The sequence below is a fragment of the Anaerosporobacter sp. genome, from assembly GCF_965301125.1.
This window is the reverse complement of the sequence record NZ_CBDLAM010000013.1, coordinates 17718-38516: the sequence shown is the minus strand read 5'-3', so window position 1 is coordinate 38516 and position 20799 is coordinate 17718. Positions and strand designations below refer to the sequence as shown.

Sequence of the window (20799 nt, the reverse complement as noted above, 5' to 3'; positions counted from 1 at the left end):
TTATAATGCAAAGTATCTAAGTGAAATGTATGATGCACCAATTGCTTTACATAAAGATGATGTATACCTTGTAAATCAATTAACTTCAGAAAGTATAATGAAAAGTTGTAATTACAAGAGTTTTGCGTATCGTGTTGTGATGAAATTCATAAAACCTTTAATGAAAAAAGTGTCTGAAAGGATTGCCACTGAATTTGAGGAATTCTTGCCAAATGTCTTAATTGAAGATGAAATGCGTCTAGATACGTACGGGGTAGAGGCAACCCTTTTACTTTTACCAGGGCATACGAAAGGATCTATTGCAATAATTACAGACCAAGGTGATTGTATAGTGGGAGATACTTATGCAAATCTTAAGAAACCACAAATTGCAATGAATGCTCTTGATTTTAAACAATTAACCGATAGTGTTAATAAGTTATCGGCATATTCTATTAAAATGATGTATCCTGGGCATGGGAAACCTTATGTGAAAGCGTAAGTAAATTTATGTAGCTTATAGAAAAGCACATCCGGAATGATGTGCTTTTCTAATTGGCATTGTCATATGTAAATGGTATAATATTGTAAAGAAATGTTTTATTTGATAACTTAAACCTTTCTAATATCTCCTAATAAAGCCATGTCAAAAACATTTTACATTCATTTTCTATGGTGTCAAATCCTTTTGATAGATAAGGAATCGGATACATACTACAATGAGACAAGGAGGACATAACATGGAACTAAATAAGCAAATCAAAAAAAATCGTACGATTATGAACTTGTCACAAGAAGAATTAGCAGAAAAAATCTATGTTACCCGTCAAACGATTTCTAACTGGGAAAACGGTAAAAGTTATCCGGATATTCATAGTATTCTGTTAATGAGTTCTTTGTTTGGTGTATCTCTAGATCAATTAATAAAAGGAGATTTAGATATTATGAAGGAAGAAATCAAAAAAGAAGAAATTAAAGAAGAAGAAATCAAAGAAGAAGATATTAAAAAGTTTTATCGTTATGGTAAGATATACACAGTTTTACTTATTGTTTTAATGATATCTGTGGCACCATTAGTATATTATTTTGAATTATATGGAGCAATTATTGCATTAATACTATTTTCCATCACTTTTACTCTGGCTATAAAGGTAGAAAAATTAAAAAAAGAGAATGATATACAAACTTACAAAGAGATTGTTGCATTTTATAATGGTGAACACCTTGACGAAATAAGCAAAAATCGTGAATATGGAAAAAGACCCTATCAACAGTTTTTACTAGCACTTGCTTCTGGACTGATAACTTTTATTATCGCTATACTATTATTCAAATTACTATCACTTATCAATTAGCCGAATTTAGATATGCGCATATTATCTACTAACTTTCAAAAATATATGTTTATAAAAGGAATTGTAAGCCTAAATTATGGTTATACAATTCCTTTATTGGTATAATATAGTATATAAGAGGTTAGATTGATGACGGTCAAAGGCGCCACCGGTCTATGGCAAAGGAGTGATTGCATGAAGCAAGTCAAGCAATTTGGAAAAAATCTTCTCTTTTGGGTACCAGTGATTGTGGTTTGTTGGTTGCTAATTAACTACGTAGAGGATAATTATGAAAAAGGAATATACAAAGCACCAGGTGAAATGGTTGAAATTTACGGAAAAAAGATGCATGTATATAGTAAAGGAAAGGGGAAGAACACAATTGTTTTATTACCTAGACTGGGGACTGCAGCTCCTGTGCTAGATTTTAGACCCTTAGCAGAGGAATTATCTAAGAAGAATCGTGTGGTAGTAATTGAGCCTTTTGGATACGGATATAGTGAGAAAACAGATAGAGCAAGAACTGTGGAGAATATAACACAGGAGATACACCTAGCACTTGAGGATATAGGCGTTAAAGGTAAAATAGTTTTAATGCCACATTCAGAAGCGGGTATTTATGCCATCTATTATACAAATCGATATCCTGAACAAGTGAAGGCAATTGTAGGTATTGACTGTACGTTACCTAATATGAAAGTCTATATTGGTAACCATTATAAGAAGACAAGTAAGATAATGAAATATGCTGAAGTTTTAGGAATATCTCGGTTAGAAGTAACAATTAACCCAAGCAAGTATCTTCCTGATGAGAGTAACCATGCTTATACAAAAAAAGATAGGAAGATAATGAAAGCTATTACAATATGGAATTATTATAACGAAAATGTCCTAGAAGAGAGAAACTATCTAGATGCAAATATAGAAACTACAAGTGATATTCAATTGAATGAGAAGTTGCCGGTATTGTTTTTCTACGGAAAGGGAAGTAAAGTATCTGAAGACTATGATGAATATACAAGACATCTAGAATATAGTGAAGTGGTAATACTAGAGGGAAACCATTATCTGCATTGGAATAATTATAAGGAAATTGCAAGAAAAACTACAGATTTCTTAAGTAAGCAGTAAACGGGAAAATTACATTGTAATGTGTCACTAGTGAAGTGGTATCATTTATTAGTATTAAACGGTAATCTGCAAGTTTTGTGTTTACAAATTGCAAAATGAATGGTATTATCATATTGGTGATGATTATGAGATTGAAATATAAATTAGAAAATAAACGAATAAGATATGATAGGAAACAATTTTATATAGAATTTTAAAGCAGACAGATGTCTGCTTTTTTTGTGCTTTATTATGGCGCAGTAATGCAGATGTAAGCCTAGATAGTGAATTAGTAGATTGATAAAGAAGGAGATTTGACAGATGAAATATTTACAAAAAAAGCATATGAAATACTTGATTTATATTTTATTGGGAAATACGATTTACGCTGCAGCAATCGTAATGTTTATTTTGCCAAACAATCTTATAACGGGAGGGACGACGGGACTTGCATTATTTTTCAATCACCAATTCAATATTCCGATGACACTATTTGTTTACGTGTTTAATATTGCTATGTTTACGCTAGGATTTTTTGTACTTGGTAAGGCTTTTGCATTAACAACAGTAATAAGTACCTTCTACTATCCTTTTATATTTGGAATATTAGAACAAATTCCGGCATTACGTGGTATTACGAATGATCCGTTACTTGCAGTTATATGTGGCGGTATTATGATCGGTTTTGGTATCGGAATTGTATTGCGAGTGGGTGCATCAACTGGTGGTGTAGACATTCCACCACTTGTACTTAATAAGAAATTTTCAATATCCGTTTCTGTATCATTATATGTAATTGATTTTACAATCTTATTATTACAAATTTTATTCTCTAATGTAGAACAAGTTCTATATGGAATTTTGTTAGTATTGACTTATACAATTGTTCTAGATAAAGTTTTATTGCTTGGAAAATCACAACTTCAGGTTAAAATTGTTAGTGAGAAATTTGAAGAGATTAATCAAATGATTATTAGACAATTAGATCGTGGTTCCACACTTATTCGGGCTGAAACAGGATTGTGTCGTAACAACAATCTAATGGTGTTATCTGTAATTAGCAGTAGGGAGTTATCTAAATTAAATCAACTGGTTATGGAAATAGATCCGAATGCATTCGTAATAATTAGCCAAGTTAATGAGGTCAGAGGTAGGGGATTCTCGATGCAAAAAGTATACGCAAGTGAAATGAAATAGTAGGTTTATATACAAAAAACAATCTCGAACTATTGTTGCATAAGACATGCAATGTTCGAGATTGTTTTTTATTAATGTATATTACATTTCTTCAGGTTCTAAACCAAAGTATTCTAGTAACCCCTCATATATCGCATAAGCAAATTGATACTGATCATCACGTAATTTTTCAGAATCTTCGAAGTTTGTAATGTAGCCCATTTCTACTAATATAGCAGGCATAGTTGTTCTACGAAGGACATATAGTGAAGGATTGATACGTACTCCATTATCTCTAGTACCAACTCTATTTACGATGGCATTTAAGACATATTCTGCAAGGTAATATGCTTGAGAATACGCTCTTTCTACATAAACTTCCGTACCATTATAGTTTGGATTATCACTGGCATTGCAGTGTAAACTTATGAAATAATTAGCTGGCCAACTATTTGCCATCTCCACTCTAGCTTGCAAGCTGGAAGTGTTATTATATCCTAAGATTTCTGTTGGTGAATTTCTTGAAGTTCTCGCTTCAAATCGGGAGTCATTATTTAATATATCTCTAAGATAAATTCCTACATTGTATGTTATATCTTGCTCACGTAAACCAAAACCTTCTGCACCTGCATTAACAGTTTCAGGGTTATGTCCTTGGTCTATGAATATTTTAATTGGCATGATGCTCTCCTCTCTTACTGATTAATAATATCTCTGTTATAGTTTATTCAAATAATAAATTATGGTGTTATTAACCTAATAACTAAAATTTGGTAATTGCAACAATTTTGACACTTTATGAATATATACTTATTGATGAGAAGACAAATATAGGAGGACTGCTTTCAGATGAAGATTTTATTAGTCGAAGATGACAAGCGTTTGAGAAAACTGATACATGACATTCTAAAAAAAGAAGGCTATCAAGTCATAGAAGCTGGTGATGGTAGTGAAGCTTTAAAAATATTCTTTGAGGAACGTGATATTGAGCTAGTTTTACTGGATATTATGTTACCTTTATTCAATGGGATAGAAGTTTTAACACAGATACGGAAACTTTCAGAAGTTCCTGTTATCATGTTAACTGCATTAGGTAGTGAGCAGGATGAAATTAAGGGACTGAATACAGGTGCCAATGACTATATATCAAAGCCATTTAGTTATGAGGTTTTAGTAGCGCGTGTGAATGCAATTTTGAGAAAAAAGATTAAAGAAAATGAGAGTATTATCAGCGAAGGTGAAGTCCAGATGAATCAGTTGACTTATGAAGTTAGAGTATCTGATGAAATTGTTGAATTGAATCGTAAAGAATATCGATTGTTAGTGTATTTGATTATGAATAGGAAGAGTGTTCTCTCAAGAAATCAGATTCTAGACCATGTTTGGGGCTTTGATTATAGCGGGGACATTCGGACAATAGATACACATATTAAAACATTACGAACAAAACTAAAACATTGTGGTCAATATATTCATACGATAAGGGGTGCTGGATATATGCTTGATTCTAGTACGGTAACACCGCAGACCTAGATTTTGTTATTGTGTTATATTTTTGTTTGATAAGGAGGTAAGGGTGAAAGAGTGAAGACCATTGAAAGAAAGATATTATTCGTATTTTGTGGATTTATTATTGCTATAATCTTAGTAGAATTGATTACGAATAATTTCCTTTTAGAGAAATATTATATAAAAGAGAATAAAGAGATATTTGTTGATATCGGAAATCAGATAAGCTCTTTTTATCAGACGCAAAATTCTCGGGATTTCGAAGATTATATTATATCTGTAGATAGAGAAGAAGGCATTAGTGTCTATGTTATTAATCGTGTTGGGAAAATACTGTATGTTTCAAAAAAACGCCCTAATGAGGAGATATCAAAGAGTTTGCGTGAGATCGCTTTACAGAATAGAGATATGAAAGGGTATACTTTTGGTATATTGAAGGACTCCACTTCTAATACGAGTAATTATAAGATTACTCTAACGAAGAGATTAGAAGATGGCAATTACTTAATTCTCAGAAAATCAATAAAAGGTATTCAGGATAGTGTAGCTATTGCCAATAAGTTCTACATTATGGTAGGTGCGTTTATTATACTTATAGGTGGTGGAATTGCAATCTATCTATCCAAACGTATTACTAAGCCGATTGTTGAGATGAGTAACGTTGCAGAAAGTATTGCAAAATTAGATTTTAGCAATCAAGTTGATTATCACGCACCTGATGAAGTTGGACATTTGGCTACGAGTATTAATTCTATGTCGTCTCAGTTAAGTCAAAACATCAATCAGCTTAGAGCGGATATTGAACATAGGAAACAACTATTTCGAAATATTACCCATGAATTAAAGACACCGATTACAGTTATTAAAGGGTATGCAGAAGGACTCCAACATTCAGTGGTAGACAATATTGATGATATAAGGGAGTATTGCAATGTTATTGTAGATGAATGCGATCAAATGAATGCGCTAGTATATGAAATACTAAGTTATTCGGAACTGGAGTGGAGTAAGACGAATGTTGATAAGACAAGTTTCTCGGTCGTAACATTGATGAACGGATTAGTGGAAAGATATGAGAATATTATGAAAACGAGAGAAATAGAATTTGTCTCTCAAATTGGTACAAGTCATAATATCTATACGGATTATCAACTGTTAGAGCGGTTGCTGAATAATTATTTAATTAACGCAATGAATCATGTGGATGATTATAAGAAGATTGTATTAACGGTGAAAGAAGAAAATGAGTTTGTTGTTTGTGAGGTGTTTAATTCTGGAAAATCTATACCAGATGAAGATAAGAATAAGATTTGGCAAGTGTTCTGCACTGGAAATAATTCTAGTCATTCTGGAAGTTCTAGCCATGGATTAGGATTATCTATAGTTAAAACAATTGCTGATATCTTACAGCTTATGGTTGGTGTCAGGAATGAAGAAAATGGAGTGACTTTTTATGTTTTGATTCCTGTTAATAGATAAGGGAATCAGGTAATGTGGTGGTTTTTTATGACTACATGAAATTATGTACTTACTGATATTACTTGCAGTTATAGCAAGTTTTGAATATAATAGAAGTGAGAGGGTACATTAAGGGAGTATTAACTTATGTGGGGATGCTTTTGAATGATTATCATTCAAGAGTTTGGAGGTTAGCATGAAAAAAGACATATATATATTAAAAAAACAATTTTTTGAATTAGCAGATCAATATGAGAAGTTAGCTAAGAACTTAGTTGAAGCATTGAAAATACTACTCTCAGAAATCAATGTTGGTTATCTTACAATCGAGTATCGAATTAAAAGCTTTGATTCTTTTCTTAAAAAGATTGAAAGAAAGAAATTAGAGTCACCATTTGATCAGATTGAGGACATTTGTGGAATTCGAATAATTTGCTATTATCGTAGTGATATCGAGAAGATATGTGAGATTATCAGTAAAGAATTTAGGGTATTAGAGAGTGAAGATAAAGAAGAACTATTAGATGAAAACGAGTTTGGATACCGTTCTCACCATTTTATTGTAAAGGTTAAGGAAGAATGGTTATCCACACCAAATTATAGAGATTTTGGTAATCTAAAGGCTGAAGTACAGATTAGAACTAATCTTATGCATACTTGGGCAGAGATTGAACACAAGTTAGAGTACAAAAAAGATGATGACATTCCAATGAAATTTAAAAGAAAGTTTTCAAGAATTAGTGCAATGCTTGAAGAAGCAGATGAACAATTCGAAGAATTACGTGCAGAGATCTCTAAATATAGACAAGAGATGCTATCCAATGTAATGGAGGAAAATTTCAATTTAATGGATAATGACCAGATTAATATGGATACATTACAAGTTTTTATGGATTACTTCTTCCAAGGACAAGAAAAGAACACAAGGTTAACAAGTGAATTGGTATCTGAATTGAATCAACTAGAATTAAGTATTGGAGACTTAAAAGCATATTATGATTTGTGCAATGAGTATCTAGAATCTGTTGAACTAGATATATTGCAACATTTTGATGATAATTATAAATGGTATCAGGTTAGTTCAATCCGTACGATGCTTGAATTATGTAGCAAAGAATATCGTGAAAAGTTTGGTATTCGTAAGGATATGAAAGAGATTATTAAGAAGTATCGTACCATTATGAAACAGGAAGACCGTGAGAATAAATCAATGGATTAGGCAACTTAATTAGAAAGAAAGCAGATTCAATGGAATAGTGAAATATATTTTCTCATACTATAGTAATATCTTTAGCATGAGAGGTAAGTATGAATCGGTTATTTCGAATAAAACAAGGAATCTTATGTGAAATGTTCGTTGTGCTTGTTGCCGCCTCATTCCTTATATATGATAAGGTTTCAGAACATACACTTGCTACGCTTGGTCAGACGAAGGAAGTAAGTACTACGTCAGATACAACGCAGGGAGAGGGAACACAACCTTCTGGGGAAAGTGAGGATTCGGATAATGAAAGTACAGAAGAGCACAAGGACAACACGTCGGGAGATTCTAGCACAAAAGAAGAGAAGAAGGATTACATCAAATGGGTTGAGTTCAATGTATCGTATGAAGCACTTGAGCAGGCCTATCAATATGATGTTGAATCTTATGGAAAAGACGTACATATCAACTGGATTGAATTACTAGCATACCTAGGTGCTACTTATGGTGGAGAGTTTAAGGGGTATAAGCATAGTGATATGAGTAAACTTGTAGAACGTCTTCAAAGTAAAGAAGAGACGATGGAGACTATTACTGCAGATATGAAATACTATTCCTATTACCTTGAAGCATACAATGCGGTACTAGGTGGATTAGTAGGTGAATACGAAATCGAGCAGAAGAAAGATGATACATCAGAAGAGGTTGTATGGGTTAAGCAATATGGTTTGAAAGCTTTTTTACCTATTGCAAAAAATTTTCCGTACAATGATTATGATGATTTTGGCGTATCAAGGTCCTATGGATATAAAAGACGGCATCTTGGCCATGATATGATGGGTCAAGTAGGAACACCAATCATTGCAGTAGAATCAGGATATGTTGAGGCAATTGGTTGGAATCAATACGGAGGATGGCGTTTAGGTATACGAAGTTTTGATGGAAAGAGGTATTATTACTATGCCCATCTAAGAAAAAATTTCCCTTATAATAAGACATTAAAAGAAGGTAGTATTGTTCAAGCAGGGGATGTTATAGGGTATCTTGGAAGAACGGGATACAGCACCACTGAAAATGTAAATAATATTGATACTTCTCATTTACATATTGGTTTACAATTAATCTTTGATGAGTCTCAAAAAGAAGGTAATAACGAAATCTGGGTAGATTGTTATAATTTAGTACGTTTTCTATACAGAAATCGTTCAGAGACAATGAAGAATACAGAGACTAAGGAATGGTATCGAATCTACAATATTAAAGATCCAGCTGTAGAGGAATATAAGAAGACACAAAGTAAAGCACAATAGTTTGGAGGAACAAATGAATATATATCTTATAAGGCACGCAAGACAAAATAGTAAGCTATGTAATGTAAATGTAGAATTATCAGAGGTAGGACGTAAGCAAGCTGACTTACTGGGAATTCGACTTATGAATTATCATATAGATGCGTTATATTCTAGTCATTATTATCGTGCTAAAGAAACAGCAGAGATTGCGAATACCCATCTTAACGTTTCACATACAATCCGTGAAGAATTGAGAGAAATTGATTTTGGTAAGTTAGAAGGAAATCCAGATTCCTATAATTATGATCGATTTGGTGATTTCTTAAAAGAAAGAGCTGCTATGACTAGCGACTTAGCATTTCCGTCTGGAGAGTGTGGCTTAGATGTTTGGAATCGTGCAAAAAATGTATTAAATGAAATAATTCGTACAGACTATGAGAATGTGGCAATCGTAACACATGGTGGTACAATTCGTTCTATAGTAGCGGGAATATTAGGTATGGATCAAGCCAATAAATTGCAATTTGGTCTTAGCCTAGAGAATACAAGTATTACTCAATTGGTCTATCATAAGGAGCGAAATCGTTTTTATCTAGAGCGATTTAATGATTATGCGCATCTTGAAAAAGAACCAGAATTGTTGCGTAGAAATTGGTAGAATATGAGGAAGCGTTGTAAGTAACTTAGAAATTACCAGTATAGTTACAAAGTGAAAACGGAGGATGAATATGTACAATATAATATTAGCATCAGGGTCACCAAGAAGAAAAGAAATCTTAGAACAAGTAGGAATACCATTCACAGTGCAACCTAGCAACAAGGATGAAATTATTACAGAGAGTGAACCAGTGAATATCGTTAAGGACTTAGCTTCCATGAAGGCTAATGATATTGCCGAGAATGCAAAAGTAAATGACGTTATTATTGGGTGCGATACGATTGTAGCTTACAACAATCAAATTATGGGAAAACCAAAGAATGAAGAAGATGCAAAGCGTATGTTACTATTATTACAAGACGATGTACATGAAGTGTTTACAGGTGTTTCTGTAATAATCAAGATGGTAGCAGATGATGGTTCCATCTGTGACAAGGAAATCAACTTTGCTGTTGGAACGAAAGTTTATGTGAACCCTATGAGTGAAGCACAGATAGAGGCTTATGTTGCAACAAAAGAACCAATGGATAAAGCTGGAGCTTATGCAGTGCAAGGTAAGTTTGCAGCACATATTAAGAAGTTAGATGGTGATTATTATAACGTAGTAGGACTTCCAATATCAAGACTATATGATGTCTTATTAGAAGAAGGGGTACTTACTATTTAGAATATCGAAATTAGAATACAGAAATAAAATAACTAAAAAATCTAAAAAAGTTGAATGCTATATACGGGTTGTTTCTATTCGTCTTTGGCAAACATCTTTTTTAGATTTTTTTGATTTTGCCATATCTAATTGGTATCAACGAAACTATTTTAGATATTAGCTATATACATAATTTAAATAAATTTAGGCATAGTGTCAATGTCACAAAGTTTGACCATATATAGAAATTGTGCTACAATCTTTGAAAATAACTGGATAATGTAGGAAGGATATGAACATGGTACGAATATTGTTTCTAGAAGATGAACCAACAATTAGAGAAGTAACGACAGAGTATTTTAAGATGGCAGGGTATGAGGTTACTCTTGTAACTGATGGCAATGAGGCTATACAAGCTGTTGAAAAAGAAATGTTTCATATAGCAATACTGGATATCATGGTACCAAAGATTAGTGGTATGGAGGTATTGGAATATATTAGAAAACACTATCAAGACATGGCTGTTATTATGCTGTCTGCACTAGATGATGAACAAACACAGGTGAAAGCCTTCAATCTCTATGCAGATGACTATATTATAAAACCATTCTCACCGATTCTATTGATGAAAAGGATTGAGACCGTTTTACATCGTATTAAGCAAACGGGTAAGAAATTGAACTGTGATGATGAATTAATCATTGATGAGGAGGCTTATCAAGCATTCTATAAGAAAGACTCCTTGTACCTGACGGTAAGTGAGTTTCTATTACTAAAAACACTTGCAGGTGAACCAAATCGGGTATTCAACCGAGAACAGTTAATTGAGAGAATCTTTCATGAGGACACATTTGTAAATGACCGTATTATTGACGCACATGTAAAGAATCTTAGAAAAAAGCTACCTAAGAATTATATTAGGACGATTATTGGAGTAGGGTATCAGTTTGATAAGGGGGACAAATAGTTGAATCTATCTAAAAAAACATTTTTATATAGTGCCACTCTTGTAGCTTTGTTGATTTCTCTAATCATAGGATATTTCATATTCATGCTACCTTCTCTTTATGTGGATCATATGAAGTAGAATTATTATGATGAAATCGTTACTGTACAGAAACATTTTATAGAGGAACAGAATTATGATTCAGTCAAAGTAAGTAATCCTACAGGAACATTTTCATTCGCTATACCTGAACATGGAAATTCTATTTATATATATAATACATACCTATCTATGGAAATTGAAATTTCAGATAGTCAATTGCTTGAGATGTATCATGATACTCGTAATAAACTGTTAAAAGCGTATGAAGACGATATTGATTCTGAAGATTTTTCGATGAAAAACTATGATTTTAATTTTGGTTACATAGAACAGTTACTAAAGAAAGCATTTATAGAAAATGATGAATTACCAATTCGTATAGAAAACCTGAAATTTAACGACTCCAATGAGTTTACACAAATTTCAGAGAAATATTCTATAGTAGGCGAGGATACAGTTGTGTGTCAATGGGATGGAAGCGATGGATCCAATTACTACACTTCTTATATGGCTTGCAGTATGAAGAATGGGATGACCTTAATTACTTTTCTTCCAGTAATGACACCAAGAATGTCGGAGATTCGTCCAGTAGTAATACAGAGTTTACCTATGATTATTGTGGTAACAATCTTAATTATTCTACTCGCTACGCAAGTATTTGCTAGGAAGATTATTAGTCCAATACAAAAACTTGCATATCATGCAGATTATGTAAAGAAGACTGGCATTTTAGAAAAGGAAAGAGAAATTGCATCGGGAGAAGATGAGATTGCTTTACTAAGTCAAAGTTTGAATTCTTTATATGAGCAATTAAACCATAACTATGAAGAATTAGAGAAGTCAAACCTATTGTTGCAAGAACAGAATCAGAGACAAGAAGTATTCTTACGGGCATCTTCCCATCAATTAAAGACACCAGTTGCAGCAGCCATGCTGCTTGTGGATGGAATGATTCAAAAGATAGGAAAATACAGCGATAGTGAGACGTATTTGCCAAAGCTGAAAGAACAGTTAAAATCTATGCAGAAGATGATTGAAGATATTCTATACTTAAGTCACTGTGAAGGTAATATGAAGATGGAACCTATTCAGGTAGAAGATATTCTTACTGCATGTCAGACAAACTATCTGATTCAATTAGAGGAAAAGAATTTAACCATAGAACAAGAGGTAACGGCAGTTAGTATGAAAACGGATGGTGAGCTTTTGTATAAGATCATCGATAACCTTATATCTAATGCTGTTAAATATGCAGATTGTGGAACAAAGATAAGGATAACTTTGAATAAAAGTGGGCTATGTATCCATAACAGGTGTGAAGGAATTTTACTTGAATTATTGCCTCATATCTTCGAACCTTTTGTATCAAGTGAGACAAAAGAAAAAGGACATGGACTTGGGCTTTATGTTGTACATTATTACAGTAAGTTACTTGGATACCAGGTCGAAGTTAAGAATGTGTCTGATGGCGTAGAGGCTTACATATATTTTGGGGAAAGTTCTACTTCACATGGCGTACAAGTTTAGAGAAGAGTTGAAGTAGAATACTTGAATTTATCACATCTACACAGCATCTTCATATGAAATTCATATGGAAATGCTATACTATAAGTAGCTTAATGAATGGAATCATTACAATTACAAAGAGAGGGAGAATGTATGGTAACGATTAATAATCTACGTGTAGCATATGGAGATAAAGTAGCATTATCAATAACAGAACCGATTGCCTTTAATGAGGGAGATCGAATCGGAATTATTGGTGCGAATGGAGCTGGTAAGACAACACTTGTGAAAGCTATATTAGGGGTTGCTCCTTACAAGGGAAGTATCGTAACGAATCTTCGAAAAGATGAGATGGCAGTACATCTTCAAGAAAATAATTATGTAGATAATATGCCAATTCGCTATATTATTGAAGGTGTGTTAAATACAAGTATTAAGAAGGATAAAAGGTTACAAGAATTGCTTCAGTTCTTCGATATGGAGGGCTGCTTGAATAAGAAGTTTAGTACGCTGTCTGGTGGGCAGAAACAGAGAATGACGATTATATTAGTGTTACTGCAAGATGCTAAATTGACATTCTTCGATGAAGTTACTTCAGGACTTGATTTTGAGACAAGGCAGCAGTTGATTCGTAAGCTACAAGAATGGTATCAAGATAAAGGTGCAACAATTTGTATGGTGTCTCATTATTATGAGGAGTTAGATCATTTTGTTAACAAGATTCTGATATTAGATGGGGGAAATGTGATAGATTTTGGAACCAAAGAAGAATTGTTTCGTAAATATTGTCAGCATGCAATTATTGTTCTTGATAATACGCCAAGGAATCAAGAAATCACCAAATGCTATGATAAGATTGCAGCACCTGAACATCTTATTGCACTTGTTTGTCAAAATGAGAAAGCAGAGATTGCTATTATACAAAACCTGATTGAACATGATGTAAATTTCAAGAGGAGCAATCGTGACATTGAAATCATGTCTATTAATGCATTGCAAGGAGGTGTGACTCATGTCTAAAAAGAGATGGAATCAGAAGTTGTTTATATATGAATTACGCAATGCCTTGGGGAATGTATTTATACTTGTATTTGGTATCCTCTTTCCTATCCTTATGTCTATTCTTACGGTGAAGGTATTCTTAAAAGGGGTACCAGAAAGTATGTTAGCAGAAAGCACCACGGCTGTATTTATTACAATGAGTTTAATTATTCCCATGGCTACCGTATTAATTGGTTATGCAGCGACTTATTCGCAAGAATTAGAGAAGAATATACCATTTCGGATGCAGATGTTTGGATATAGTGACAAGACATTACTCCTTGTGAAGATGGTATGTTATTTAATTGTAATGACCATTTCACTGATACTGTTTACTTTAGTTGATTATACGGTACTTGATATACCAGTACCAACTGTAAAAGCAGCAGTAATTTTGATAATTAGTCTGTATGTGTTGGTATGCATTCTATTTATATTGGCCCATGGAATTGCTCTATACTTTAAGAAGTTTGGTCCAACTTATGCAATTACAATGGTATTTTATTTTGGAATCATGATTCTTTGTGGTATGTTTGGGGTGGCACCAAGTCAGTTACCTAAGGGACTACGTTTTATCGCCTATCTGTTTCCAATGAGCTATATGAGTGAAGATTTCTCTGGATTCTGGCAAGGGGGTAGCTATAATTTTGTACCATTCATTCAGTCTATGATATTCTTAGCAGCGGTATCTGGGCTTGTATTGTTTATTGCTTTGAGGAAGAATAGGAGAACTAGTTAGTGTGTGCGGATAAAGTAATGGAAAGGATAGATTATTCCTTGTTAGAAGTAAATGGAAGGTGCGATGTAAGGGAAGACAAAGGTGTAGTAGGTGAAATGATTCTATTAGAAATAGTAAAGTAATATAAAAATAGGGTGTCGCAATTGCGGCACCCTATTTAGGTGAGGTATGGCATTTCAAAATATCTAATTATTTATCTTTTTCAGCTTCAGCCATCATCATAGCACGAACCTTTAATGAAAGACCGAATAAGTTAATAAAGCCTTCTGCATCATGATGGTCATATAAATCACCAGTTGTGAATGAAGCGATACTTTCATTATATAATGAATATGGAGAAGTAGTTCCCATCTTAATGATGTTACCTTTGTAAAGTTTGAATTTAACTTCACCAGTTACATATTGTTGCGTAGTTTCGATGAAAGCTTGAACTGCTTCACGAAGTGGAGTGAACCATTTTCCTTCGTATACGATGTCAGCGAATTTATTTCCCATATCTTTCTTAGCAGTGTATGTATCACGGTCAAGAATTAGTTCTTCTAATTGTTGGTGAGCTTCCATAAGGATAGTTCCACCTGGAGTTTCATAAACACCACGAGATTTCATACCAACAACACGGTTTTCAACGATGTCAATAATACCGATACCATGTTTTCCACCAAGTTCATTTAACTTAGTAAGGATTTCAGAAACTTTTAAGTTCTCTCCGTTAAGTGAAGTTGGAACACCTTTTTCGAATGTCATAGTTACCATTTCACCTTCATCTGGAGCTTTCTCTGGAGAAACGCCAAGAACTAACAAGTGATCGTAGTTAGGAGCTTGAGCTGGATCTTCAAGTTCAAGACCTTCATGGCTAATGTGCCATAAGTTTCTATCACGGCTGTAGCTGTTGCTTGCTGAGAAAGGTAAGTCGATACCATGAGCTTTACAGTAAGCAATTTCATCTTCACGAGATTGCATATTCCAAGTATCTGTACATCTCCAAGGAGCGATAATCTTTAAGTCCGGTGCAAGAGCTTTGATACCAAGTTCAAAACGTACTTGGTCATTACCTTTACCAGTAGCACCATGACAGATAGCAGTAGCGCCTTCTTTTCTAGCAATTTCAACTAATCTCTTAGCGATAACTGGACGAGCCATTGAAGTACCAAGTAAATATTTGTTTTCATAGATGGCATTTGCCTTTACACAAGGCATCATATATTCATCACAGAATTCATCGATTACATTTTCTATGTATAATTTAATGGCACCAGAAGCTTTTGCTCTTTCCTCTAAACCATCAAGTTCGTTTCCTTGACCAACATCGATACAACAACAAACAACATCATAATCGTAATTTTCTTGTAACCATGGAATAATTGCTGTAGTGTCTAGACCACCTGAATAAGCTAAGATAACTTTTTCCTTCATAAATATACCTCCTAAATATTATGGCACTATGTATACGCGTCTTTATTATGTAACATCTTTTATAAACATAACAATTCGGAAACTCTGTAACCGCTCAGCTATGTTCCTTAAACTATTATAAATATACAACACTTATTAATATTATGCAAGTAGTAAAAAATAAAAATATATTTTATTAAAGGTGTTAACTGCATAAACACAGGGATAATTTATCTAAATAAATGTAGTATATTCTTATACTAAATGCTAATTTATATTATTTCATTTTCTGATTGAGTATATGAAAAACAACAAAAAACACATACTTGCATAAAATGCAACAAAGATGTATAATTATAAAAAATTAACACTGCCAAGTTGATCGGAGAATAGAATGATTAGAAAAATGATAATAGAAGATTATGATAAGGTATATAAACTATGGACATCAATTGAAGGATTCGCAATTCGTTCCTTAGATGATTCTTATGAAGGAATTGAAAGATTCTTAAAGAGAAATCCAAATACTAGTGTAGTATATGAAGAAAATAATGAAATCATTGGTGCAATTCTATGTGGACACGATGGAAGACAGGGTTGCTTCTATCATGTATGTGTAGACAAAAATCATAGGAACCGTGGGATTGGTCATGAGATGGTTAAGATTGCACTCGATGCGCTAAAGGAAGAGAAGATTAATAAGGTTAATCTGGTAGCATTTACTCAGAATGAAGTAGGTAATACATTCTGGAGTGAACTTGGTTGGCAATTTAGAAAAGATCTTAATAATTATGATTTCACGATTAGAGAAGATAAGATAACCGTTGTTTAGTAGCAGAGATAACTGATAAGGTGGGACCAACGGGTTGTGATATCATACTTCGCTCAGGAGAGTTTAATAACAGCCTCCTGAGCGATTTTTAATTTCACTTCTATATTAGATATACGTATACATTGAATATTTTTAAATAAGATTTTATAATTATACATTGATTATAAATGACGTTAAATGTTGCTGCAAGTAGGATAAAGCTTGTTATGAATTATAGAAAATAGAAATAATAAATTTCACTTGAATAAAATACATTAAAGATGTATAATTATAAAAATTCTACATATAAAAAACGGATAACAAGTCCTAAATAATATTACATAGAAAGGAATGCCACAGATATGGTTATTCTATCGCCTGTTAAGTGGCACTGGTAAAAAGTATGAAGATTATTGATGGTGGAGTTACAGCAGCAAAGGGATATCAGGCAGCAAGCGTAGCGGCAGGAATTAAATATCAAAACCGCAAAGATATGGCGTTGATCTATAGTGAAGTTCCCTGTGCCTCGGCTGGTACATTCACAAGGAATGTAGTAAAAGCAGCTCCTGTTCGTTGGGACCAAGAAGTAGTGAAGAGTTCTAAAGGTGTTCAGGCAATTGTGGCTAATAGTGGGATTGCCAATGCATGTACAGGCGAGATGGGATTACAAAATAATAAAACCATGGCTGAAGCAGTAGCTAAGAAATTAAATCTCACAGCGGATATGGTTTTTACAGCATCTACAGGAGTAATTGGTAAACAACTAAATATGGAGGCTGTTGTTAATGGAATCGATCAATTAACCGAGTCCTTATCAGACACAATAGAAGCAGGAACATTGGCAGCAGAAGCAATTATGACTACAGATACGATCAAGAAAGAAGTAGCGGTTCAGTTTGAGATTGATGGGAAAACAGTAACTGTTGGCGGTATGTCAAAGGGTTCTGGAATGATTCATCCAAACATGGGAACTATGCTTGCATTTCTAACAACAGATATCGCAATTAGTAAAGAATTATTACAAGAAGCACTTTATGATGATGTGCAAAGTACATACAATATGATCTCTGTAGATGGAGATACTTCGACTAATGATAGTTGTTTCTTATTAGCAAATGGCATGGCTGGAAATACCACAATTACTACGAAAGATGACAATTATTATAGATTTGTAGAAGCATTGAATGTTGTGAATACAACACTAGCAAAATTAATGGCAGGAGATGGTGAAGGAGCAACCAAATTATTAGAGGTAAAGGTTGTGAATGCAGTATCCAAGACAGAAGCGGTTACATTAAGTAAATCAGTAATTACGTCAAGTTTAGTTAAGACAGCTGTTTATGGTAACGATGCAAATTGGGGACGTATCTTATGTGCACTTGGTTATGCAGGTGTTGATTTTGATTCTGAGAAAGTTGATTTATATATTGAAAGTATCGATGGGAAATTGAAATTAGTAGAAGATGGTATGGCAACGGATTATAGCGAAGAATTTGCTACTAAGATTCTATCAGGTAAAGAAGTTTGTGCAATCATTGATATGAAGATGGGTGAAGCAATGGCGACTGCTTGGGGATGTGATTTGACATATGATTATATCAAAATTAATGCAGATTATCGTTCATAAATAGAATTTTGAAGTAAAGGTTTAGCTAACAAGTATAGAAGTATCTAGAGTTTTTCGTTATAAATTGAAAATAAATAAGTATATGAATACTTAGAGGAAAGAGATTAGATGGGAGAATTAATATGGATACAATGGATCAAGTAATGATAAAGGCACAGACTCTAATAGAGGCTCTACCATATATTCAAAAGTTTAACAATAAGAAAGTTGTAGTAAAGTATGGTGGAAGTGCAATGTTAGATGAGAGTTTACAGGCAAATGTTATTAAAGATGTAGCGCTTCTTAAATTAATAGGCATGAAACCAATCATCGTTCATGGCGGTGGGAAAGAGATTAGCAAGTGGCTTAACAAAGTTGGCAAAGAAACAAAATTCGTTGAAGGTCTTCGTGTAACAGACGAAGAAACGATGGAAATCGCCGAGATGGTACTAAACAAGGTTAACAAACATCTAGTACAAATGGTGCAACAAATCGGTGTGAAAGCCGTTGGTATGTGTGGTAAAGATGGTGCAACAATCAAGGTTGATAAGAAGATGCCAAACGGTAATGATATCGGATTTGTTGGAGATATCAAAGAAGTAAATACAGATTTAATTGATACATTGATTGAAAATGATTTCATTCCTGTTATCGCACCAGTTGGAATAGATGGCAACTATCAAACATATAACATTAATGCAGATGATGCAGCATGTGCTGTAGCACAGGCAATCGGCGCAGAGAAATTAGCGTTCCTTACTGATATTGAAGGGGTATATACGAACCCTGATGATAAGAATACACTAATCTCAGTACTTACACTTGACCGTGCGGATGAATTAATTAATAATGGCTTCATTGGAGGAGGAATGCTTCCAAAATTAAAGAACTGCATTGATGCAGTTCGTAATGGAGTTGCTAGAGTACATATTCTTGATGGTAGAAGAGAACATTGCTTACTACTAGAGTTCTTTACCAATCGTGGTATTGGAACAGCAATTATAGATAATGAAGGGTGGTTAGAAAATGAATAAATGTATTGAAGTAAGTGATCAGAATTTTATGCAAGTATATAACCGTTATCAAATTGCCATAGAAAAGGGTGATGGTGTTTATCTATATGATAATGAGGGAAAGAAGTATCTTGATTTCGCAGCAGGTATCGCTGTTTTTGCATTTGGTTATAACAACAAAGAATATAACGATGCCCTTAAGGAACAAATCGATAAGGTTATTCATACATCAAATCTATATTATAATGTACCGGCGGCTGATGCAGCAGAGAAATTCAATAAGGCTTCTGGTATGGATAGAGTATTCTTCACAAACAGTGGAACAGAAGCAATTGAAGGAGCAATTAAATTAGCTAGAAAATACGTTTATAATAAGACGAAGACTAACGATAGTGAAATTATCTCTATGAATCATTCTTTCCATGGGAGAAGTACAGGAGCACTTGCTGTAACAGGCCAACCAAAATACCAAGAAGCATTTCGTCCATTAATCAATGGTGTTGTATTTGCAGACTTTAATGATCTGGATAGTGTGAAAGCAAAGATTACTGACAAAACTTGTGCTATTATTGTAGAGCCTATTCAAGGTGAAGGCGGCTTATATCCAGCAAAGAAAGAATTCTTACAAGGATTGCGTACGTTATGTGATAAAAATGACATCGTATTAATCTTTGATGAAATTCAATGTGGTATGGGTAGAACAGGATTTATGTTTGCCTATCAAGAATATGACGTTAAACCAGATATCATGACATCTGCCAAAGCGTTAGGTTGCGGGGTACCAGTTGGAGCGTTTGCAGCGACGCAGCGTATAGCAAATGCATTTGAACTTGGAGATCATGGAACAACCTATGGATTCAATCCATTAGCAACAGCAGCAGTAAGTAAAGTATTCGATATGTTCGAAAGTTATCATCTTGTTGATCATGTTAAGGAAGTTTCAACTTATCTAGAAGAAAAATTAGATGAACTTATTAAGGAATACGATTTTGTAATCGAAAGACGTGGTAAAGGCTTGATGCAAGGTCTTGAGTTATCAAAACCTGTGAAAGATATTATCTTAAAGGCAATGGACAATGGCTTATTAATTATATCTGCAGGTGCGAATATCTTACGTTTTGTACCACCTTTAGTAATTACGAAGGATGATGTTGATTCTATGATTACTATTCTTAAGAAATGCTTATAGATTAGAGATATAAAAAGGAAATTATCATAAATCGATTCATTCGGTTATGATAATTTCCTTTTTAGTTTGCTTTATTATTGTACGGGGAGCC

21 protein-coding genes are annotated in these 20799 nt (G+C 33.6%); 19 read left to right on the top strand and 2 right to left on the bottom strand.

Annotated elements, in window-relative coordinates; all coding sequences use genetic code 11:
- The 4 genes from ACW2QF_RS02715 to ACW2QF_RS02700 all read left to right on the top strand — a co-directional run.
- Positions 1 to 481, top strand: a 481-nt coding sequence (locus tag ACW2QF_RS02715; RefSeq protein ID WP_455714456.1) for an MBL fold metallo-hydrolase, incomplete at its 5' end; no start/stop codon positions are given.
- A 238-nt stretch (positions 482 to 719) separates the two neighbouring features.
- Positions 720 to 1334, top strand: a complete 615-nt coding sequence (locus ACW2QF_RS02710; protein WP_455714455.1) for a helix-turn-helix transcriptional regulator — start codon at positions 720 to 722, stop codon at positions 1332 to 1334.
- A 174-nt stretch (positions 1335 to 1508) separates the two neighbouring features.
- Positions 1509 to 2444, top strand: a complete 936-nt coding sequence (locus ACW2QF_RS02705; RefSeq protein ID WP_455714454.1) for an alpha/beta fold hydrolase — start codon at positions 1509 to 1511, stop codon at positions 2442 to 2444.
- 300 nt (positions 2445 to 2744) lie between these two features.
- Complete coding sequence (locus ACW2QF_RS02700) at positions 2745 to 3620, top strand: YitT family protein (RefSeq protein WP_455714453.1); 876 nt, start codon at positions 2745 to 2747, stop codon at positions 3618 to 3620.
- 81 nt (positions 3621 to 3701) lie between these two features.
- Here the strand turns inward: ACW2QF_RS02700 and ACW2QF_RS02695 are convergent, their stop codons facing one another.
- Positions 3702 to 4280: an N-acetylmuramoyl-L-alanine amidase family protein gene (locus ACW2QF_RS02695; protein WP_455714452.1), complete on the bottom strand. Its 579-nt coding sequence runs from the start codon at positions 4278 to 4280 to the stop codon at positions 3702 to 3704.
- A gap of 168 nt (positions 4281 to 4448) precedes the next feature.
- Between ACW2QF_RS02695 and ACW2QF_RS02690 the strand changes: the two genes are divergently transcribed.
- The 11 genes from ACW2QF_RS02690 to ACW2QF_RS02640 all read left to right on the top strand — a co-directional run bounded on the left by ACW2QF_RS02690 (position 4449) and on the right by ACW2QF_RS02640 (position 14819).
- Complete coding sequence (locus ACW2QF_RS02690; RefSeq protein ID WP_455714451.1) at positions 4449 to 5132, top strand: response regulator transcription factor; 684 nt, start codon at positions 4449 to 4451, stop codon at positions 5130 to 5132.
- A 51-nt stretch (positions 5133 to 5183) separates the two neighbouring features.
- Positions 5184 to 6587 (top strand): HAMP domain-containing sensor histidine kinase, encoded by a 1404-nt coding sequence (locus ACW2QF_RS02685; protein ID WP_455714450.1) that lies wholly within the window; start codon positions 5184 to 5186, stop codon positions 6585 to 6587.
- 175 nt (positions 6588 to 6762) lie between these two features.
- Positions 6763 to 7785: a GTP pyrophosphokinase gene (locus tag ACW2QF_RS02680; protein WP_455714449.1), complete on the top strand. Its 1023-nt coding sequence runs from the start codon at positions 6763 to 6765 to the stop codon at positions 7783 to 7785.
- Between the two features lie 89 nt (positions 7786 to 7874).
- Positions 7875 to 9077: a M23 family metallopeptidase gene (locus tag ACW2QF_RS02675; protein ID WP_455714448.1), complete on the top strand. Its 1203-nt coding sequence runs from the start codon at positions 7875 to 7877 to the stop codon at positions 9075 to 9077.
- 13 nt (positions 9078 to 9090) lie between these two features.
- Complete coding sequence (locus ACW2QF_RS02670) at positions 9091 to 9717, top strand: histidine phosphatase family protein (protein ID WP_455714447.1); 627 nt, start codon at positions 9091 to 9093, stop codon at positions 9715 to 9717.
- Between the two features lie 70 nt (positions 9718 to 9787).
- A complete protein-coding gene (locus tag ACW2QF_RS02665; RefSeq protein ID WP_455714446.1) occupies positions 9788 to 10384 on the top strand; it encodes a Maf family protein in 597 nt (198 codons plus the stop codon).
- A gap of 277 nt (positions 10385 to 10661) precedes the next feature.
- Positions 10662 to 11330, top strand: coding sequence for a response regulator transcription factor (locus ACW2QF_RS02660; RefSeq protein WP_455714445.1), 669 nt, complete (start codon positions 10662 to 10664; stop codon positions 11328 to 11330).
- 270 nt (positions 11331 to 11600) lie between these two features.
- The gene (locus ACW2QF_RS02655) at positions 11601 to 12938 is read left to right on the top strand and encodes a sensor histidine kinase (protein WP_455714444.1); all 1338 of its coding nucleotides are present in this window, start codon (positions 11601 to 11603) and stop codon (positions 12936 to 12938) included.
- A 96-nt stretch (positions 12939 to 13034) separates the two neighbouring features.
- A complete protein-coding gene (locus tag ACW2QF_RS02650; protein WP_455714443.1) occupies positions 13035 to 13937 on the top strand; it encodes an ATP-binding cassette domain-containing protein in 903 nt (300 codons plus the stop codon).
- Positions 13930 to 14697: an ABC transporter permease gene (locus tag ACW2QF_RS02645; protein ID WP_455714442.1), complete on the top strand. Its 768-nt coding sequence runs from the start codon at positions 13930 to 13932 to the stop codon at positions 14695 to 14697. The genes ACW2QF_RS02650 and ACW2QF_RS02645 overlap by 8 nt, the downstream gene beginning before the upstream one ends.
- Complete coding sequence (locus tag ACW2QF_RS02640) at positions 14697 to 14819, top strand: hypothetical protein (protein WP_455714441.1); 123 nt, start codon at positions 14697 to 14699, stop codon at positions 14817 to 14819. The genes ACW2QF_RS02645 and ACW2QF_RS02640 overlap by 1 nt, the downstream gene beginning before the upstream one ends.
- A 67-nt stretch (positions 14820 to 14886) precedes the next feature.
- Here ACW2QF_RS02640 and ACW2QF_RS02635 read toward each other — a convergent pair whose 3' ends face one another.
- Positions 14887 to 16110 carry an argininosuccinate synthase gene (locus ACW2QF_RS02635; protein ID WP_455714440.1) on the bottom strand — a complete coding sequence of 408 codons (1224 nt, stop codon included), beginning with the start codon at positions 16108 to 16110 and terminating at the stop codon, positions 14887 to 14889.
- A 373-nt stretch (positions 16111 to 16483) separates the two neighbouring features.
- Between ACW2QF_RS02635 and ACW2QF_RS02630 the strand changes: the two genes are divergently transcribed.
- The 4 genes from ACW2QF_RS02630 (at position 16484) to ACW2QF_RS02615 (ending at position 20708) form a co-directional block, all read left to right on the top strand.
- A complete protein-coding gene (locus ACW2QF_RS02630) occupies positions 16484 to 16921 on the top strand; it encodes a GNAT family N-acetyltransferase (RefSeq protein WP_455714439.1) in 438 nt (145 codons plus the stop codon).
- Between the two features lie 382 nt (positions 16922 to 17303).
- Positions 17304 to 18527, top strand: coding sequence for a bifunctional glutamate N-acetyltransferase/amino-acid acetyltransferase ArgJ (argJ, locus tag ACW2QF_RS02625; RefSeq protein WP_455714438.1), 1224 nt, complete (start codon positions 17304 to 17306; stop codon positions 18525 to 18527).
- Positions 18528 to 18658: 131 nt separating this feature from the next.
- The gene (gene argB / locus ACW2QF_RS02620; protein WP_455714457.1) at positions 18659 to 19540 is read left to right on the top strand and encodes an acetylglutamate kinase; all 882 of its coding nucleotides are present in this window, start codon (positions 18659 to 18661) and stop codon (positions 19538 to 19540) included.
- Positions 19533 to 20708, top strand: coding sequence for an aspartate aminotransferase family protein (locus ACW2QF_RS02615; RefSeq protein ID WP_455714437.1), 1176 nt, complete (start codon positions 19533 to 19535; stop codon positions 20706 to 20708). The genes argB and ACW2QF_RS02615 overlap by 8 nt, the downstream gene beginning before the upstream one ends.
- Positions 20709 to 20799 lie beyond the last annotated feature (91 nt).

Bases quoted from the DNA above. Each gene is read 5' to 3' on its own strand.
- ACW2QF_RS02700 (WP_455714453.1), top strand. From the start codon at position 2,745: ATGAAATATTTACAAAAAAAGCATATGAAATACTTGATTTATATTTTA.
- ACW2QF_RS02710 (WP_455714455.1), top strand. From the start codon at position 720: ATGGAACTAAATAAGCAAATCAAAAAAAATCGTACGATTATGAACTTG.
- ACW2QF_RS02650 (WP_455714443.1), top strand. From the start codon at position 13,035: ATGGAATCATTACAATTACAAAGAGAGGGAGAATGTATGGTAACGATT.
- ACW2QF_RS02615 (WP_455714437.1), top strand. From the start codon at position 19,533: ATGAATAAATGTATTGAAGTAAGTGATCAGAATTTTATGCAAGTATAT.
- ACW2QF_RS02680 (WP_455714449.1), top strand. From the start codon at position 6,763: ATGAAAAAAGACATATATATATTAAAAAAACAATTTTTTGAATTAGCA.
- ACW2QF_RS02635 (WP_455714440.1), bottom strand. From the start codon at position 16,110: ATGAAGGAAAAAGTTATCTTAGCTTATTCAGGTGGTCTAGACACTACA.
- ACW2QF_RS02645 (WP_455714442.1), top strand. From the start codon at position 13,930: ATGTCTAAAAAGAGATGGAATCAGAAGTTGTTTATATATGAATTACGC.
- ACW2QF_RS02665 (WP_455714446.1), top strand. From the start codon at position 9,788: ATGTACAATATAATATTAGCATCAGGGTCACCAAGAAGAAAAGAAATC.
- ACW2QF_RS02670 (WP_455714447.1), top strand. From the start codon at position 9,091: ATGAATATATATCTTATAAGGCACGCAAGACAAAATAGTAAGCTATGT.
- ACW2QF_RS02675 (WP_455714448.1), top strand. From the start codon at position 7,875: ATGAATCGGTTATTTCGAATAAAACAAGGAATCTTATGTGAAATGTTC.
- argJ (WP_455714438.1), top strand. From the start codon at position 17,304: ATGAAGATTATTGATGGTGGAGTTACAGCAGCAAAGGGATATCAGGCA.
- ACW2QF_RS02660 (WP_455714445.1), top strand. From the start codon at position 10,662: ATGGTACGAATATTGTTTCTAGAAGATGAACCAACAATTAGAGAAGTA.
- ACW2QF_RS02690 (WP_455714451.1), top strand. From the start codon at position 4,449: ATGAAGATTTTATTAGTCGAAGATGACAAGCGTTTGAGAAAACTGATA.
- ACW2QF_RS02655 (WP_455714444.1), top strand. From the start codon at position 11,601: ATGGAAATTGAAATTTCAGATAGTCAATTGCTTGAGATGTATCATGAT.
- argB (WP_455714457.1), top strand. From the start codon at position 18,659: ATGGATCAAGTAATGATAAAGGCACAGACTCTAATAGAGGCTCTACCA.
- ACW2QF_RS02695 (WP_455714452.1), bottom strand. From the start codon at position 4,280: ATGCCAATTAAAATATTCATAGACCAAGGACATAACCCTGAAACTGTT.
- ACW2QF_RS02630 (WP_455714439.1), top strand. From the start codon at position 16,484: ATGATTAGAAAAATGATAATAGAAGATTATGATAAGGTATATAAACTA.
- ACW2QF_RS02705 (WP_455714454.1), top strand. From the start codon at position 1,509: ATGAAGCAAGTCAAGCAATTTGGAAAAAATCTTCTCTTTTGGGTACCA.